The 16,511-nt window shown below is 65.7% G+C and carries 16 protein-coding genes; 14 read left to right on the forward strand and 2 right to left on the reverse strand.

The window, feature by feature from the left end; all coding sequences use genetic code 11:
* The 9 genes from infA (at nucleotide 1) to dsbD (ending at nucleotide 6,857) form a co-directional block, all read left to right on the forward strand.
* On the forward strand, nucleotides 1–219 hold the full coding sequence (gene infA / locus LCI23_RS12525) for a translation initiation factor IF-1 (RefSeq protein ID WP_005663428.1): 219 nt from the start codon (nucleotides 1–3) through the stop codon (nucleotides 217–219).
* A gap of 36 nt (nucleotides 220–255) precedes the next feature.
* Nucleotides 256–369: a 50S ribosomal protein L36 gene (gene rpmJ / locus LCI23_RS12530; RefSeq protein WP_005663407.1), complete on the forward strand. Its 114-nt coding sequence runs from the start codon at nucleotides 256–258 to the stop codon at nucleotides 367–369.
* Between the two features lie 16 nt (nucleotides 370–385).
* On the forward strand, nucleotides 386–751 hold the full coding sequence (gene rpsM, locus LCI23_RS12535; RefSeq protein ID WP_027867244.1) for a 30S ribosomal protein S13: 366 nt from the start codon (nucleotides 386–388) through the stop codon (nucleotides 749–751).
* A 14-nt stretch (nucleotides 752–765) separates the two neighbouring features.
* Nucleotides 766–1,176: a 30S ribosomal protein S11 gene (rpsK, locus tag LCI23_RS12540; RefSeq protein WP_027867243.1), complete on the forward strand. Its 411-nt coding sequence runs from the start codon at nucleotides 766–768 to the stop codon at nucleotides 1,174–1,176.
* A 266-nt stretch (nucleotides 1,177–1,442) separates the two neighbouring features.
* On the forward strand, nucleotides 1,443–2,066 hold the full coding sequence (gene rpsD / locus LCI23_RS12545; protein ID WP_224946786.1) for a 30S ribosomal protein S4: 624 nt from the start codon (nucleotides 1,443–1,445) through the stop codon (nucleotides 2,064–2,066).
* A 187-nt stretch (nucleotides 2,067–2,253) separates the two neighbouring features.
* Nucleotides 2,254–3,231: a DNA-directed RNA polymerase subunit alpha gene (locus tag LCI23_RS12550; RefSeq protein ID WP_224946787.1), complete on the forward strand. Its 978-nt coding sequence runs from the start codon at nucleotides 2,254–2,256 to the stop codon at nucleotides 3,229–3,231.
* A 121-nt stretch (nucleotides 3,232–3,352) separates the two neighbouring features.
* Complete coding sequence (rplQ, locus tag LCI23_RS12555; RefSeq protein ID WP_005663400.1) at nucleotides 3,353–3,748, forward strand: 50S ribosomal protein L17; 396 nt, start codon at nucleotides 3,353–3,355, stop codon at nucleotides 3,746–3,748.
* A gap of 212 nt (nucleotides 3,749–3,960) precedes the next feature.
* Entirely contained in the window at nucleotides 3,961–4,854 is an 894-nt protein-coding gene (locus LCI23_RS12560; RefSeq protein WP_224946788.1) for a transglutaminase family protein, read from the forward strand.
* 116 nt (nucleotides 4,855–4,970) lie between these two features.
* Entirely contained in the window at nucleotides 4,971–6,857 is a 1,887-nt protein-coding gene (dsbD, locus tag LCI23_RS12565; protein WP_224946789.1) for a protein-disulfide reductase DsbD, read from the forward strand.
* Between the two features lie 79 nt (nucleotides 6,858–6,936).
* Here dsbD and LCI23_RS12570 read toward each other — a convergent pair whose 3' ends face one another.
* Nucleotides 6,937–7,512: a Spy/CpxP family protein refolding chaperone gene (locus tag LCI23_RS12570; RefSeq protein ID WP_224946790.1), complete on the reverse strand. Its 576-nt coding sequence runs from the start codon at nucleotides 7,510–7,512 to the stop codon at nucleotides 6,937–6,939.
* Nucleotides 7,513–7,717: 205 nt separating this feature from the next.
* On the opposite strand from LCI23_RS12570, the gene LCI23_RS12575 reads away from it, so the two are divergent.
* The 5 genes from LCI23_RS12575 to LCI23_RS12595 all read left to right on the forward strand — a co-directional run bounded on the left by LCI23_RS12575 (nucleotide 7,718) and on the right by LCI23_RS12595 (nucleotide 15,300).
* Nucleotides 7,718–8,446: a response regulator gene (locus LCI23_RS12575; RefSeq protein WP_224946791.1), complete on the forward strand. Its 729-nt coding sequence runs from the start codon at nucleotides 7,718–7,720 to the stop codon at nucleotides 8,444–8,446.
* Nucleotides 8,443–9,804 carry an ATP-binding protein gene (locus LCI23_RS12580; protein ID WP_224946792.1) on the forward strand — a complete coding sequence of 454 codons (1,362 nt, stop codon included), beginning with the start codon at nucleotides 8,443–8,445 and terminating at the stop codon, nucleotides 9,802–9,804. The genes LCI23_RS12575 and LCI23_RS12580 overlap by 4 nt, the downstream gene beginning before the upstream one ends.
* Nucleotides 9,805–9,921: 117 nt before the next feature.
* Complete coding sequence (locus LCI23_RS12585) at nucleotides 9,922–11,121, forward strand: efflux RND transporter periplasmic adaptor subunit (RefSeq protein WP_224946793.1); 1,200 nt, start codon at nucleotides 9,922–9,924, stop codon at nucleotides 11,119–11,121.
* Entirely contained in the window at nucleotides 11,118–14,210 is a 3,093-nt protein-coding gene (locus LCI23_RS12590) for an efflux RND transporter permease subunit (protein WP_224946794.1), read from the forward strand. Before LCI23_RS12585 ends, LCI23_RS12590 begins: the two co-directional genes overlap by 4 nt.
* A gap of 181 nt (nucleotides 14,211–14,391) precedes the next feature.
* Complete coding sequence (locus LCI23_RS12595) at nucleotides 14,392–15,300, forward strand: hypothetical protein (RefSeq protein ID WP_224946795.1); 909 nt, start codon at nucleotides 14,392–14,394, stop codon at nucleotides 15,298–15,300.
* A 185-nt stretch (nucleotides 15,301–15,485) separates the two neighbouring features.
* Here LCI23_RS12595 and hemB read toward each other — a convergent pair whose 3' ends face one another.
* A complete protein-coding gene (gene hemB, locus LCI23_RS12600; protein WP_224946796.1) occupies nucleotides 15,486–16,499 on the reverse strand; it encodes a porphobilinogen synthase in 1,014 nt (337 codons plus the stop codon).
* Nucleotides 16,500–16,511 lie beyond the last annotated feature (12 nt).

Below are 16,511 nucleotides of genomic sequence, written 5' to 3' on the forward strand. Positions count from 1 at the left end.
ATGGCAAAAGACGACGTCATCCAAATGCAGGGGGAGATTCTCGAGAATCTCCCGAACGCAACATTTCGCGTGAAGCTGGAAAACGGGCACGTGGTTCTGGGACATATCTCGGGTAAAATGCGGATGAATTACATCCGCATTCTCCCGGGTGACAAGGTAACGGTGGAACTGACCCCGTACGATCTGTCCCGGGCCCGCATTGTGTTCCGCACCAAGTAAAAATCATTAAAGTAAACGAACCGAAGAGAGTGCAAAATGAAAGTTAACGCTTCAGTCAAGCGGATCTGCCGCAACTGCAAGATCATCAAGCGCAAGGGCGTGGTCCGTGTGATCTGCGTCGAGCCGCGTCACAAGCAGCGTCAAGGTTAATTTCGAGGAATAACGAATGGCACGTATTGCAGGGGTTAACATCCCAAATCATCAGCACACCGTGATCGGCCTGACGGCTATCTACGGTATTGGCCGCCCACGTTCGCAGAAGATCTGCGATTCGACCGGCATCGCTACCAACAAGAAGGTCAAGGACCTCGACGATAACGAACTCGAGAAGCTGCGTGACGAAGTTGCGAAGTTTGTCGTGGAAGGCGACCTGCGCCGCGAACTGTCCATGAACATCAAGCGTCTGATGGACCTGGGCTGCTACCGCGGCATGCGTCACCGCAAGGGCCTGCCAGTGCGCGGTCAGCGTACCCGCACCAATGCACGTACCCGCAAGGGCCCGCGCAAGGCAGCTCAATCGCTCAAGAAATAATCTAGGAACCGACCATGGCCAAGCAACAGAGCAGCGCAGCCGCAGCAGCAGCCCGCGCACGCAAGAAAGTCAAGAAGAACGTCGCCGAGGGCATCGCCCACGTGCACGCGTCCTTCAACAACACCATCATCACGATCACCGATCGCCAGGGCAATGCCCTGTCGTGGGCAACCTCCGGCGGCGCCGGCTTCAAGGGTTCGCGCAAATCGACCCCGTTCGCAGCGCAGGTTGCTGCCGAAGCCGCAGGCAAGGTCGCTCAGGAATCGGGCGTGAAGAACCTGGAAGTGCGTATCAAGGGCCCAGGCCCGGGCCGTGAGTCGGCTGTGCGTGCACTGAACAACCTGGGCATCAAGATCACCGAGATCCAGGACGTGACCCCGGTTCCGCACAACGGCTGCCGTCCGCCGAAGCGTCGTCGTATCTGATACGACGCTGACTCGGCAGTAGGGGAGGGTGCAAACCCGCTCCTGCGTCGCGAAAAGCCAACGACGGGGCCTTGCGCCCCGTTGTGTTTTACGAGATTGGCCGGCGCGGTGCCCTGAATTGGGTTATACTGCCCGGCTCTTGTCGTCTGCCGTTTCCACGGCGGGCGTTTTTTCAAGCCACGTCCGCTCTCATGCAGAAGCGGACTAGCGCCTGCCGCATCGCTCGCGATGCCTCCGGGGCGTGATTATTATTTTAAGGATTCAACGTGGCACGTTATATCGGACCAAAAGCAAAACTGTCGCGCCGTGAAGGCACCGACCTGTTCCTGAAGAGCGCACGCCGCTCGCTCGATTCGAAGTGCAAGCTGGACGTCAAGCCAGGCCAGCACGGCGTCAAGTCGGGTGCCCGCACCTCGGACTACGGCAACCAGCTGCGTGAAAAGCAGAAGGTCAAGCGCATGTACGGCGTGCTCGAGCGCCAGTTCCGCCGTTACTTCGCCGAAGCATCGCGCCGCAAGGGCAACACCGGCGAAACCCTGCTGAAGCTGCTGGAAGCCCGCCTGGACAACGTCGCCTACCGCATGGGCTTCGGCTCGACCCGCGCCGAAGCACGCCAGCTGGTGAGCCACAAGGCCTTCACCGTGAACGGCAACGTCGTGAACATCGCTTCGTACCAGGTCAAGACCGGCGACGTGATCGCTGTGCGCGAAAAGGCCAAGAAGCAAGTGCGTATCCAGGAAGCCCTGTCGCTGGCTGAACAAGTCGGCATGCCGAGCTGGGTGTCGGTCGACAGCAAGAAGATGGAAGGCACCTTCCGTTCGTTCCCGGAACGTAACGAGATCGCTGCCGACGTCAACGAAGCGCTGATCGTCGAACTGTACTCGCGTTAATGGATCGCGGCGCCCTGGCGCCGCCGTCCTTACGGGCAGGAGGCGGCGGCGCGCCGCCGCTTCCTGCCGGTAGAACCCCGAATCCGAGTCGTACCCGCCTGCTTGCCGCGAACGGCATGTGGGCTTTTCTACTAATGCCATCAGCCTTATCGGTGTAACGAGCCGAGGGTATTGAAAAGGACATTTCATGCAAAACAGTCTGTTGAAACCACGTATCATCGACGTCGAAACCCTCGGCGCCGGCCACGCCAAAGTCGTGATGGAGCCGTTCGAACGTGGTTATGGCCACACCCTGGGCAACGCGCTGCGCCGCGTGCTGCTGTCGTCCATGACCGGCTACGCGCCGACCGAAGTGACGATCGCCGGTGTCGTGCACGAGTACTCGTCGCTGGATGGCGTGCAGGAAGACGTCGTCGACCTGCTGCTGAACCTGAAGGGCGTGGTGTTCAAGGTCCACAACCGCGATGCCGTCACCCTGACCCTGAAGAAGGAAGGCGAAGGCGCCGTGCTGGCTTCGGACATCGACCTGCCGCATGACGTGGAACTGATCAACCCGGATCACGTGATCGCCCACCTGACCGCCGGCGGCAAGCTGGACATGCAGATCAAGGTCGAGAAGGGCCGCGGCTACGTTCCTGGTAACGTGCGCCGCCTGTCGGAAGACACCAACAAGACCATCGGCCGCATCATCCTGGACGCATCGTTCTCGCCGGTCCGTCGCGTGTCCTACGCCGTGGAATCGGCCCGTGTCGAACAGCGTACCGACCTGGACAAGCTGATCATCAACATCGAGACCAACGGCGTCATCACCCCGGAAGAAGCGATCCGCCAGTCGGCACGCGTGCTGGTCGACCAGCTGAACGTGTTCGCCGCCCTGGAAGGCACCGAAGCCGCCGCCGAAGCACCGTCGCGTGCTCCGCTGGTCGATCCGATCCTGCTGCGTCCGGTGGACGACCTGGAACTGACCGTCCGTTCGGCGAACTGCCTGAAGGCCGAGAACATCTACTACATCGGCGACCTGATCCAGCGTTCGGAAAACGAACTGCTCAAGACGCCGAACCTGGGCCGCAAGTCGCTCAACGAAATCAAGGAAGTCCTGGCTTCGCGCGGTCTCACTCTCGGCATGAAGCTCGAGAACTGGCCGCCGGCAGGCCTGGAAAAGTAATTGCCGTACCTGCCCGGACAATGTCTGTCCGGGCAGTCTTTAACCACTAAAACCGGTCCGCGGGCTTGCGCAAGCATGAACGATCGAAGAACTGGAATGTAAACACTCGAAAGGAAGTACCATGCGTCACCGTCACGGCCTCCGTAAACTGAACCGTACCTCGTCCCACCGCCTGGCAATGCTGCGCAACATGACCGTCTCGCTGCTGCGTCATGAAGCCATCAAGACCACCGTGCCGAAAGCCAAGGAACTGCGTCGCGTCATCGAGCCGATCCTGACCCTGGGCAAGACCGACACCCTGGCCAACAAGCGCCTGGCATTCGCCCGCCTGCGCGACCGCGAAATGGTGCAGAAGCTGTTCGCCGAACTGGGCCCGCGTTACGCCAACCGTAACGGCGGCTACCTGCGCATCCTGAAAATGGGTTTCCGCGTGGGCGACAATGCGCCGATGGCCTACGTCGAACTGCTGGACCGTCCGGAAGTCACCTCGGCTGAAGAAGCACCGACCGCCGAGTAATCGCTTCTGGCGACGACTGAGAAAACCAGGCTTCGTGCCTGGTTTTTTTTCGTCCGCATGGTGGGCCGCCGGGGCGCCGCCTCTGCAAAAGGTGTAGCTGACCCGGCAATATTTTCGTGCGATAGTCCATAGTGCCGGCAAGCAACGTTTTGCGCCTGACTTGCCGGCATCCCGCGTCAGCGCCTGTCCTCACGAAGCACATCCCGGTATCCATGAAAAAACTCGTCTTCCTGCTGTTACTTGCCATGCAGCCCCTGCATGGCCATGCCCAATCGCAGCGCACCCATCTCGCGGAAAGGATCGACACCGCGAACCTCGACCTGAAGATCCTGGGCGAGCAGATCACCGCCAGCGACCAGACCGATTACCAGAAAGCGGTCACGCTGCTCGACTGGGTCAGCAACCGCCTCGAATGGAAGGCAACCGACTACCAGCGCCGCAGCGTGAAGGAAATCCTGGAGCGGGGCGGCGGCAACTGCTACGACCTGGCGCTCGTGTATGTCGAGATCGTCAAGGCCGTGGGCATCAAGACCCGTTCGATCGCCGAAATCAACCTGGCCACCCCGAACGCCGAACGCCAGCAGCAGGCCAGCCAGATGGTCAGGGAAAAGGGCGCGCGCTACTCCCTGTTCGGCGCCCGCCACAACGACCACCGCTGGCTGGAGGTGTATGACGAAACCTCGGGCAGCTGGCTGCCCGTCGATCCGACGATGGGCGTGATCGGGATCGACCAGTGGGTGATGGCGCGGCTCGGGTTTGGACAGCGCAAGAGCATCGACCCGGTCATTTCCGGGCAGATGATCGCGCCCTTCGCGATCTTTGTCGCGGGCGATGGCAAGCACCTGATGGCGGAAGACCGTTCCATGTTCTACCTGGTCGAGCAGTTCGACCGGGCGCATGGCGGACGCCTGGCGGCGCTGCCTTCCTGGAACAGATGGGTTGCTGCGGTCAAGCTGCTTTCCGGGCGCGCCCGGCATGCCTTCGAGGGCAAGGAGAACCTGCACGAGCATACGGGCCAGATCGAGGAGCTCGATGCGATCTACCGCGCCCTGAAGAACGAATATCAGGAGGCGCAACAGTCGCGCGCGGCCGGCACCCGGGCCTGAAGCGGTCGCCAGCCATCGCGGCGGCGCCAGGAGGCGCTGCCATTTTCGGGCTGTAACAGACAGCTTGGGCCGTACCGGTGTACCATTCCCGCCGGCACCAAACTTCGTCCTACACCATGATCCTCACCAACGTCCGCCGCCTGTGGCAGGCCTGCCTCCTGTTCCTCACCGCGTTTGCAATGCTGCACGCCGGTCCGCTGCGTGCGGCCGAGCAGGACTTCCTCGACCCGGCCATTGCCTTCCGCTTCAGCGCACGCATGGCCGATCCGCGGACGGTCGAGCTGCGCTACCAGATCGCCGACGGTTACTACATGTATCGCGAACGATTCGCCTTCCGCGCGCAGGGCGCGAAGCTGGGCGCGGCCGAGATCCCGACGGGCAAGGTGAAGTTCGACGAGACCTTCGGCAAGGAGGTCGAGACCCACAAGGGCGAGCTCCTGATCCGCATCCCGGTCGAGGGGGCCGGTCCGTTCACCCTGAGCGCCAGCAGCCAGGGCTGCGCCGATGCCGGCCTGTGCTATCCGCCGCAGGAGCACAGCGCGCAGCTGACGAGCGGCGCCGGTGTGGGCGCAGCGCCCGCCTTGCCGATCGGCGCGAATGCGGCGCAGCTTCCGGCTGCGCCGCTCACATCCGCAGCGGCGCTGGACATGGCGCCGGCCACCCCGGTGCAGGCGCCGGCAGCAGAAGCTGCGCCGGCTGGGATGGCAGCCATGGCGGCGGCGCCCGCGGCAAGCCCGGCCCCGCAGTCCGACCTGGCCGGCATCGCCGGCATCCTGGCTGGCGGGCGCCTGCTGGCGATCGTCCCCGCTTTCGTCCTGCTCGGCCTGGGCCTGGCCTTCACGCCCTGCGTGCTGCCGATGGTGCCGATCCTGTCCTCGATCATCGTGGGCGAGGGCAGGCAGGCGGGGCGCGCGCGCGGCTTCCTGCTGTCGGCCACCTATTCGCTCGGCATGGCCATCGTGTACACGGCGCTGGGCGTGGCCGCCGGCCTGGCCGGCGAAGGCCTGGCGGCGGCCCTGCAGAACCCCTGGGTGCTCGGCGCCTTCGGCCTGCTGATCGTGGCGATGGCCCTGTCGATGTTCGGTGTCTATGAATTGCAGCTGCCGGCTGCGCTGCAGACGCGCCTGGCGCAAGCGTCCGGACGCCAGTCGGGGGGCAAGCTGGCCGGCGTGTTCGCGATGGGCGCGATTTCGGCCCTGATCGTCGGTCCCTGCGTGGCAGCGCCGTTGGCCGGCGCCCTGGTCTATATCAGCCAGACCCGTGACGTGGTGATTGGCGGCGCGGCCCTGTTCGCGATGGCGGTCGGGATGAGCATCCCGCTGCTGCTGGTCGGGGTCTCGGCCGGTGCGCTGCTGCCGCGCGCGGGTGCCTGGATGGAGTCGGTGAAGCGCCTGTTCGGCGTCCTGATGCTGGCCATGGCCCTGTGGCTGGTATCGCCGGTGCTGCCGTCCCTGGTCCAGATGCTGGGCTGGTCGGCGCTGCTGCTCGGCTACGGGGCCTATCTGCTGCGCCGCCACCGGCACTGGGGCGCGCTGGGAGCGGGCGCCGCGTTCGCGCTGCTGGGCGGTGTGCAGCTGGTGGGGGCGGCCACGGGCGGGCGCGATGCGCTGGCGCCGCTGGCGCACCTGACGGGCGAGGCGCACGGCGGGCTGGCATTCAAGCGCATCAAGACGGTGCAGGACCTGGACCGGGAGCTGGCGAATGCCGGCGGCCAGACTGTCATGCTCGATTTTTATGCGGACTGGTGCGTGTCCTGCAAGGAGATGGAAAAGCTGACCTTCGTCGATCCAGCGGTGCAGGCGAAGCTGGCGCATACCATCCTGCTGCAGGTCGATGTCACCGCCAACGATGCCGCGGACAAGGCGATGCTGAAGCGCTTCGGGCTGTTCGGGCCGCCGGGCATCATCCTGTTCGGATCGGATGGGAAGGAAATCGCGGACAGCCGGGTGATCGGCTACCAGGATCCGGAGAAGTTCTTGCGCTCACTGGCGAAGCTGCCGTGAGGTGACCGCGTGGGCGAGGAACCCGCCCACCCGACGAAAAAACGCCCTTGCGGGCGTTTTTTGCATTCCAGGGACCGGCTTAGCCGCGCATCATCTTGCCGTGGCCACCGTGGCCACCGTGGCCGCCATGGTGACGGCCGCCGCGGCGCTGCTGCTCATCGAACAGCTTGCGCTGTTCCGGCGTGAGGGCCGCGTACAGACTGTTCAGGGCCGACAGGCGCGCTTCCATGCGGGCGGTGCGCTGCTTCTGCAGGGCGATGCGGCGTTCCAGGCGCTGCGGGGCGCTGAGGGCGGCGCGCTGCTCCCTGGTCAGGCGCTGGCCGGCGTGTTCACCCTGCTGCGGCGTGGTGCTGGCGACAAACGCCTGCCATACCGGCTGCTGGGCCGGCGTCAGCTTCAGCGACTCGGCCAGCTTCGCCTGGCGCGCGGCGCGCTGCTCGAGGCGCTTGGCGCGGAACTCGGCCATCTTCGCCTGGCGCTGCTCGGGGGTGAGCTTGAGGAATTCGGCGCGCATGGCCTGGCGCTGCTCCTTGCCGACGGCATGGCCGTGGCGGCCGTCAAGCGGGGCGGTGGTCTGGGCCTGTACGCCGAGCGATGCGCCGGCGATACCGAAAGCGGTCAGGGCGATCACGATGTGTTTGTGGACGGTGTTCATTATGTGTTCCTTTAGTGAGAAGTCGGCTTGGTGTGCACTTTGCATCCGGACTGCTCGCTGCACGGTTCCCATCATCGCGCCCAAGTGTAACCGCCGGATTTCCCCTGCCAGACACTTTGTATCAATATGTTTCGTCCCTATCGGCTTATACAAGCCGATACAAAACCGTTGTCCAAGCCTGCAATAGATGCGGATAATTGAGGCTATGGACAATCCCTCTACGATTTTGATCGTCGACGACGACCGCGACATCCGTACTCTGCTCGCCGACTACCTGGAATCGAACGGCTACCGCACCATCGCGGCCGCGGACGGCACCGGCATGTGGAAGGCGCTCGACGACGCGCGTCCCGACCTGATCGTGCTCGACCTGAACATGCCGGGCGACGACGGCCTGACCCTGTGCCGCAAGCTGCGCGCCACCTCGAGCCTGCCGGTGATCATGCTGACCGCCCGCAACGAGCCGCTCGACCGCATCCTCGGCCTCGAGATGGGCGCCGACGACTACCTGCCGAAACCCTTCGAGCCGCGCGAGCTGCTGGCGCGCATCCGCAGCGTACTGCGCCGCTCGCACGCGATGCCGTCCAATGCGCCGACAGAGAACGTGCAGCAGATGCGCTTCTCGGGCTGGACCCTGGACCTGACCGCGCGCCACCTGGTCAACCCGCAAGGCGTGGTCATCATGCTCTCGGGCGCCGAGTTCCGGCTGCTGCGGGTGTTCCTCGAACATCCGAACCGCGTGCTCAACCGTGACCAGCTGCTGAATCTCACCCAGGGCCGCGACGCCGATCCCTTCGACCGCTCGATCGACATCCAGATCTCGCGCCTGCGCCAGAAGCTGGGCGAGGACGCGCGCATGCCGCAGATCATCAAGACCGTGCGCAACGGCGGCTACGTGCTGGCCGGCCAGGTGACCGTGGAGCCGCCTGCGTGAAAGCTTTTTTCGGATCGATGACCGGGCGCGTGTTCGTCACGCTGCTGCTCGGTATCCTGATCTCTGCGACACTGACCCAGCTGGCCGCCGACCTGGAACGCCAGCGCGTCATCGAACAGCAGCGCGACCAGCACCTCCTCGAACGCGCCGAGCAACTCGTGATGGCGACCGAGATCGTGCCGACCTCGGCGCGCTCGGTCTACCTGTCGGTGGCCAACCGCCCCGGCCTGCGCCTGGAAGTCGGCACGCCGCAGCCACTGGCCCAGGGCCAAAGCTGGTTCGCGCGCTCGCTGGCGGCGCGCCTCGGTGACGGCTACCGCATCAGCTCGGCGGCCGGCCGCCCCGCTTCCTGTGACATGCCGCACCAGCAGACGGTCCTGTATGGCCTGATCCGCACCCAGTGGAAGGGCGCCTGCGAAACCCTGAACGTGCGCCTGCGCGACGGCGAGGAACTGCGCCTGTCGGTGCTGCCGCCGCGCTCGGTCTTCACCGGTCCGGAAACCGACTACCGCACCACCATCGGCCTGTTCCTGCTCAGCATCGCGGCCCTGGCCTATGTGGTGGCGCGCATGACCACCCGGCCGTTGAAGGTGCTGGCGCGCGCCGCCCAGGACCTGGGCCAGGACATCAACCGCGCGCCGCTCGAGCTGAACGGCGCCAGCGAGATCCGCCAGGCCAGCGCCGCCTTCAATGCCATGCAGGCGCGCATCCGCCAGTACATCCTGCAGCGCACCCAGATGCTGGCGGCGATCACCCACGACCTGCAGACGCCGCTCACCCGCATGCGCCTGCGCCTGGAAAAGGTGGCCGATACCGAACTGCAGGAACGCCTGATCGGCGACCTGTCGGCGATGCAGGAAATGGTGCGCGAAGGCCTGGTGCTGGCGCGCAGCATGGACACCACCGAGAACATGCAGATGCTGGACCTCGATTCGCTGCTGGAAGCCGTGTGCGCCGACGCGGTCGATGCCGGCCAGCAGGTGGACCTGAAAGGGCGGGCCGGCATCGCCCTGCTGGGCCGTCCGCTCGACCTGCGCCGCTGCCTCGGCAACCTGATCGACAACGCGGTGAAGTATGGCCGCGAGGCGCGGGTCTGCGTCGAACGCATCAACGGCGCGGCGCGCGTGCGCATCCGCGATAGCGGCCCGGGTATTCCGCTGGGCGAGCAGGCACGGGTATTCGATCCGTTCTACCGGATCGAGACGTCGCGCTCGCGCGAATCGGGTGGCACCGGCCTCGGCCTGACCATCGCGCGCAACATCGCCGAACAGCACGGCGGCAGCATCGCGCTGGCCAACCACCCCGACGGCGGCCTGGAAGTGACGCTGGTCCTGCCGGAGTACTATCCGAACAAGTAAAACGCCGACTACAAGCCATGAACCCTGGTGTGCGAGAATGCAGCGCCGCGATCGCGGTCCTGCCGCGCGCCGGATAACACGAGAAAGAGCTGCCGGGACGGGCGGCAAGGGACGAACATGAAAAAGAAGAATGCAGGGTTGATCGTGGGCGCCGTGGCGCTGGCCGTGGCCGGCGCCTGGTACCTGAACAGGGACGAGGGCGCCCATGCCGAGGCCAAGGGCGGTCCGGGCGGGCCGGGGGGCAAGGGCGGCATGCCGCCGGTCACGGTCAACGTGGTGGCGCCGCAGCGCCAGGATGTGGGCGTGGAACTGTCGGCGAACGGCACGGTCACTCCGGTGCGCACCGTCGACCTGCACCCGCAGACCACCGCCACCATCCGCCAGGTGCACATCCGCGAAGGCCAGTTCGTCAAGGAAGGCCAGCTCATGTTCTCACTGGACGACCGCGCCGACCGCGCCAACGTCGCGCGCGCCGAGGCCCAGGTGGCCCAGAACCGCGCCACCCTCGCCGACCTCGAGCGCCAGTACCAGCGCAGCCAGGAACTGTCGGCCCAGGGCTTCCTGTCGCGCAGCGCCACCGATTCCCTGAAGAGCCAGGTGGAAGCGGCGCGCGCCCTGGTCCAGAGCAATGCGGCGGCCGCCCGCGCCAGCCAGGTCAGCGCCAGCTACACCGCGATCCGCGCTCCGATGTCGGGCCGTGTCGGCGCGATCGACATCCACCCGGGCGCCCTGGTGCAGCCGTCCACCTCGCTGACCACCATCACCCAGCTCGACCCGATCGACGTTTCCTTCACCCTGCCGGAGTCGGCCCTCGGTTCCGTGCTGGCGGCCCAGCGCGCCGGCAAGGTGGCGGTGCAGGCCTCGACCGGGGCCGGAGATGCCGCGGCGGCGCTCACGGGCGAGCTGAAGTTCGTGGACAACGCGGTCGATCCCGCTGCCGGCACCATCCGCGTGAAGGCCCAGTTCGCCAATCCGCAGAGCGCGCTGTGGCCGGGCCAGTACGTCAGCACCCGCATCACCGTGCAGACCATCCGCGACGCCGTCGTGATCCCGCAGAGCGCGATCATCACCGCCACCAACGGCACCTTCGTGTACGTGGTGGGCGAGGGCAACGAGGCGCGCCAGGTCAAGGTGGCGCGCCTGCACGGCTTCGGCGAGTATGCTGCCGTCACCGGCCTGCAGGGCAACGAAAAGGTCATCACCGAGGGCAAGCAGAACCTGCGTCCGGGCGGCAAGGTGCGTCCGGCCGGCACTCCGGCGGCCGGCGCCAGGGCCCAGGGCGCGCCCGCATCGGCACAAAAAGGTGACAAGGCATGAACCTGTCGGAACTGTGTATCCGCCGTCCCGTGATGGTGGTCCTGCTGTCGCTGGCCCTGGTGCTGGTCGGCGTGCTGGCCTACATGCACATCCCGGTCGCGGCGCTGCCGAGCTATAACACGCCGGTCATCAACGTCAACGCCAACCTGGCCGGTGCCAGCCCGGAAAACATGGCCTCGTCGGTCGCGCTGCCGCTGGAAAAGCAGTTCGCGACCATCGCCGGTATCAAGATGATCAGCTCGACGAACACGCAGGGCAACACCTCGCTGACGCTCGAGTTCGACGAATCGATCGACGTCAACCAGGCCGCCGTGGACGTGCAGGCCGCGCTGCTGCAGGTCCAGCGCCAGCTGCCGCAGGAAATGACCGACCTGCCGTCCTACCGCAAGATCAACCCGGCCGATTCCCCGATCCTGTTCATGCACATGACCTCGCCGTCGATGGACTTGTCGGAGCTGAACGATTACGCGGAAAACCTGGTCTCCCCGGCGATCTCGACCCTGCCCGGCATCGCCCAGGTGACGGTCAACGGCGGCAAGCGCTTCGCCGTGCGGGTACGCGCCAAACACGACCTGATGAGCGCGCGTAACATCTCGATGACCGAGCTGGCCGCCGCGCTGCGCTCGGCCAATTCGATCACGCCGCTCGGTATCCTGGACGGCCCGACCCAGAGCCTGACCATCCAGGGCGGCGGCCAGCTGATGCGCGCCGCCGACTTCGCCGGCCTGATCGTCGCCACCCGCGACGGCCTGCCGGTGCGCCTGCGCGACATCGCCGAGGTGGAGGACAGCTACCAGTCGGTCAAGGCCACGGGCAGCCTGAACGGCGAGCGCTCGATCGTGCTGATGGTGCAACGCCAGCCCAACGCCAACACCGTGCAGGTGGTCGACGCGGTGCGCGAGCTGATGCCGCGCTTCGAGACCCAGCTGCCGCAGTCGATCAAGATCCACCTGGTGAACGACCGCTCGGACTCGATCCGCGAAGCGATCCACGACGTCAACCTGACCCTTGCCGGCACCATCGTGCTGGTGATCCTGGTGATCTTCCTGTTCCTGCACCGCCTCACGGCCACCTTCATCCCGGCGGTGACGGTGCCGATCTCGCTGCTGGGCGCGCTGTCGCTGCTGTATGCCTTCGGCTACAGCCTCGACAACATCTCGCTGCTCGGCATCACGCTGGCGGTGGGCCTGGTGGTCGACGACGCCATCGTGGTGCTGGAAAACATCGTGCGCCACATGGAGATGGGCAAGAAGCCGATGCAGGCCGCGCTGGTCGGCTCGCGCGAGATGGGCTTCACCATCATCTCGATCTCGATCTCGCTGGTGGCCGTGTTCATCCCGATCTTCTTCATGCCGGGCGTGATCGGCCTGCTGTTCCGCGAATTCGCCGTGATCGTCGGCCTGGCGGTGCTGGTCTCGGCGGTGGTCTCGCTGACCCTGGTGCCGATGCTGTGCTCGCGCCTGATCAAGCATGGCGGCCACGTCGATCCGAAGGAAATGTCCTGGATCGGCCGCCGCTTCGAAGCCATGTTCACCAATGTGCGCGACGGCTATGCGCGCACCCTGGACATCGCGCTGCGCCACCGCTTCGTGGTGCTGATGCTGGCGCTTGGCACCGTGGTCCTGACCGTCGTGCTGTACTCGACCATGCCGAAAGGTTTCTTCCCGGAAGAAGACATCGGCCAGCTGCGGGTGATGGTGGAAGCGTCCGAAGACACGTCCTCGTTCAAGCTGATGCAGCTGCAGGCGCAGGTGGTGGACATCGTGCGCGCCAATCCGCACGTGAAGGACGTCACCTCGTTTAGCGGCGGCGGCAACACGGGCCGCATGTTCCTGGTGCTCAAGCCGCGCAGCGAGCGCCCGCCAATGCCGGAGGTCGTGGACGCGCTGCGCAAGGCCACGCGCGCGGTGGCCGGGGTGCAGGTGTTCCTGTCGCCGGTGCAGAACCTGCAGCTGGGCGGGCGCCAGTCCAAGAGCCGCTACCAGTACACGCTGCAGAGCGTGTCGGGCGGCGAGATCAGCGGCTGGGCCGAGCAGTTCCTGGAGCGCATGCGCGCGGACCAGCGCTTCCGCGACGTCACCAGCGACTCGCAGAACAAGGCGCTGCAGGCCACCATCGACATCGACCGCGACAAGGCCGCGCTGCTGGGCGTGGAAATGGCCGACATCCGCACCGTGCTGTACGCCTCCTTCGGCGAACGCCAGGTCTCGACCATCTATTCGACGGCGGCCAGCTACTACGTGATCCTGGAAGCGGCCCCGAGCGACCGCTACTACGACGAGGCGCTGTCGCGGGTGTCGGTGCGCGCCAAGACCGGCGACCTGGTCAAGCTGTCGAGCTTCGCCACCGTCAAGCGCACCGTGGGCCCGCTGGCGGTCAACCACCAGGGCCAGCTGCAGGCGATCACGCTGTCGTTCAACCTGGCGCCGGACGTGCCGCTGGGCGACGCCACCGCCGCCATCGAGCAGATGGGCCGCGACATGAAGCTGCCGGCCTCGATCATCACCAACTACGGCGGCGACGCGGCCGTGTTCAAGGACACGCAATCGAGCCAGCTGATCCTGATCATCGCCGCCATCGGCGTGATCTACGTGCTGCTGGGCGTGCTGTACGAGAGCTACATCCACCCGCTGACCATCCTGGCCGGCCTGCCGTCGGCGGCGGTGGGCGCGCTGCTCACCTTGTGGCTGTTCGACATGGACTTGACCCTGATCGCGATGATCGGCATCCTGATGCTGATCGGTATCGTCAAGAAGAACGCGATCATGATGATCGACTTCGCCCTCGACGCCCAGCGCACCCAGGGCCTGAAGCCCCAGGAAGCCATCCGCGAGGCCTGCATCCTGCGCTTCCGTCCGATCCTGATGACGACGCTGGCGGCGATGATGGGTGCGCTGCCGATCGCGCTGGGCATCGGCGCCGGCGCCGAGCTGCGCCAGCCGCTCGGCCTGGCCGTCGTGGGCGGCCTGATCTTCTCGCAGGTGATCACGCTCTACATCACCCCGGTGATCTACCTGTACCTCGACAAGTACAGCGGCACCGGACCGATGACGGACAAGCAACTGGCGAAACTGGAAGCCGCGCACTGACGCCGGCGCGGGCGGGATCCTTCCCGCCTGCCGGTCTGCCGGCTGCTGAAACATCTTGTAACATCCTTCCGTGCCGTGGAAGCCTGCCTAAGCTTGCCCTAAGCTGCGCCGCTTCCACAAAACGGTTAGACTTCGGCTCTCGTGCAGTATTGATAGACGCCGATCCAGGACCCGTTCGACCTTGCGTGACCATTCCCATACCTACGACGAGCACAGCGACGTGTGCGCGCACTGCGGGCAGCCGCTGCCCCAGGCGGAGCGCAGCGTGCTCGCGTACGGCCGCCAGGGACCGAACCGCCCGGCGCTGGCCGGCACGATCCTGCTGCACCTGCTGCTGGTGCTGATCTGGTTGTTCCATCCCGACAAGGATGCGAAGCAGGCGAAACCGGCCTCGGGCGACGATGGCAAGGTCGTGTACGTGTCGCCGATGAAGCAGAAAGCCACGGAAGCGCCGCGCGAGCAGGCGCCCAAGCCGCTGCCCCTGCCGCCCGTCCCGGTGCCGCTCCAGGAGCGTATCGAGATCGCGCGCCTGCCCGACACCATCACCACGCCGCCGGAACAGCCGGTGAAGGAAACCCGGCCGCCGCAGAAGTTCGACGAATCGCGGCCGGTCGACATGCGGGAATTCATCGAAGCGCGCCGCCGCCAGCGCGGCGCGGCCAGCGGCAGCGAATCATCCTCCGAGGAAAGCGAATCGGCCAAGGGCATGCGCAATGCGCTGGCGAACGTTGCCGCCATCAATGGCCGCGGCCGCGAAGACCGCAACGAGACCGGCGGGGTGTTCTCGGTGTCGAACAAGACCTTCCACAGCATGGACCTGAAGTTCCGCGGCTGGAACCCGAACTTCCAGCGGCGCTGGCTGACGCAGGTGACGGTGGAGCAGGGCAGCGAGGCGGATGTCGAGATCGCCGTGGTCAAGAAGATGATCGAACTGATCCGGCGCGAAAAGAAGGGCGACTTCGAGTGGGATTCGCACCGGCTGGGCCGGATCGTGAAGCTCAGTGCCCGCGTGGAAGACACCGATGCCCTGATGACTTTCCTGTTCAAGGAAATGTTCCCGGAATACAAGCCGCCGCAACAGTGGCGTTGACAAGAACGATTGTAGGGTGGGCGGCTACGCCGCCCACGCGGTCAGCATGCGTTCGAGCGCCACGGTGCGGGCTTGGAAACGGCGCGTGACCGCGTGGGCGGCAGAGCCGCCCACCCTACGCTTGTGCTCTCACTAAACCGCATTGGCGCATCGAGCGCCGTGTTGACATGCTGGCCGCAGGCGAATCAGCCCTGCGCCTTCAGCTTGCGCGCCACGTCCAGCGCGAAATAGGTCAGCACCCCGTCCGCCCCGGCGCGCTTGAAGGCCATCATCGCTTCCATCATGACCTTGTCATGGTCCAGCCAGCCATTCTGGGCGGCGGCCTTGAGCATCGCGTATTCGCCGCTGACCTGGTAAGCAAAGGTGGGCACCTTGAACTCGTCCTTCACGCGGCGCACCACGTCCAGGTAGGGCATGCCCGGCTTGACCATCACCATGTCGGCGCCTTCGGCCAGGTCGAGCGCCACTTCGCGCAGGGCCTCGTCGCTGTTGGCCGGATCCATCTGGTAGGTGTTCTTGTCCGCCTTGCCCAGGTTGGCGCTGGACCCGACCGCGTCGCGGAAGGGGCCGTAGAAGCTCGATGCATACTTGGCCGAGTAGGCCATGATACGGGTGTGGATGTGGCCCTGCTCTTCGAGGGCGTTGCGGATCGCGCCGATCCTGCCGTCCATCATGTCCGAGGGCGCCACCACGTCCACGCCGGCCGCGGCCTGGGCCAGCGACTGCCTGACCAGCATCTCGATGGTCTTCTCGTTGACGATATAGCCGCTCTCGTCCGGCAAGCCATCCTGGCCGTGGGTCGTGTAGGGGTCGAGCGCCACGTCGGTCATGATGCCCAGTTCCGGGAAGTGGCGCTTCAGTTCGCGCACGGCGCGCGGCACCAGGCCCTCCGGGTTGGTCGCTTCCACCCCGTCATAGGTCTTGAGGGCGGCATCGACCACCGGGAACAGCGCCAGCATCGGAATGCCGAGCGCCACGCATTCCTCGGCGACCTTCAGCAGCAGGTCGACCGACAGGCGTTCCACGCCCGGCATCGAGGCCACCTGCTGGCGCTGGTTCTGGCCGTCGAGGATGAACACCGGGTAGATCAGGTCCGAGGCGGTAACGACGTTCTCGCGCATCAGGGCGCGCGAGAACGGATCGCGGCGCATGCGGCGCATGCGCGCGGCCGGGTAGCTGGCGGGGGTGATGATGGTCATGGCGTCTCTTAT

Source organism: Massilia sp. MS-15, assembly GCF_020176695.1.
Classification (GTDB): Bacteria; Pseudomonadota; Gammaproteobacteria; order Burkholderiales; family Burkholderiaceae_D; genus Telluria; species Telluria hydrophila.

Coding starts and splice junctions, on each gene's coding strand:
- LCI23_RS12585 (WP_224946793.1), top strand. CDS start 9,922: ATGAAAAAGAAGAATGCAGGGTTGATCGTGGGCGCCGTGGCGCTGGCC.
- LCI23_RS12550 (WP_224946787.1), top strand. CDS start 2,254: ATGCAAAACAGTCTGTTGAAACCACGTATCATCGACGTCGAAACCCTC.
- LCI23_RS12590 (WP_224946794.1), top strand. CDS start 11,118: ATGAACCTGTCGGAACTGTGTATCCGCCGTCCCGTGATGGTGGTCCTG.
- LCI23_RS12570 (WP_224946790.1), bottom strand. CDS start 7,512: ATGAACACCGTCCACAAACACATCGTGATCGCCCTGACCGCTTTCGGT.
- hemB (WP_224946796.1), bottom strand. CDS start 16,499: ATGACCATCATCACCCCCGCCAGCTACCCGGCCGCGCGCATGCGCCGC.
- rpsM (WP_027867244.1), top strand. CDS start 386: ATGGCACGTATTGCAGGGGTTAACATCCCAAATCATCAGCACACCGTG.
- LCI23_RS12575 (WP_224946791.1), top strand. CDS start 7,718: ATGGACAATCCCTCTACGATTTTGATCGTCGACGACGACCGCGACATC.
- infA (WP_005663428.1), top strand. CDS start 1: ATGGCAAAAGACGACGTCATCCAAATGCAGGGGGAGATTCTCGAGAAT.
- rpsK (WP_027867243.1), top strand. CDS start 766: ATGGCCAAGCAACAGAGCAGCGCAGCCGCAGCAGCAGCCCGCGCACGC.
- LCI23_RS12560 (WP_224946788.1), top strand. CDS start 3,961: ATGAAAAAACTCGTCTTCCTGCTGTTACTTGCCATGCAGCCCCTGCAT.
- rpmJ (WP_005663407.1), top strand. CDS start 256: ATGAAAGTTAACGCTTCAGTCAAGCGGATCTGCCGCAACTGCAAGATC.
- dsbD (WP_224946789.1), top strand. CDS start 4,971: ATGATCCTCACCAACGTCCGCCGCCTGTGGCAGGCCTGCCTCCTGTTC.
- rplQ (WP_005663400.1), top strand. CDS start 3,353: ATGCGTCACCGTCACGGCCTCCGTAAACTGAACCGTACCTCGTCCCAC.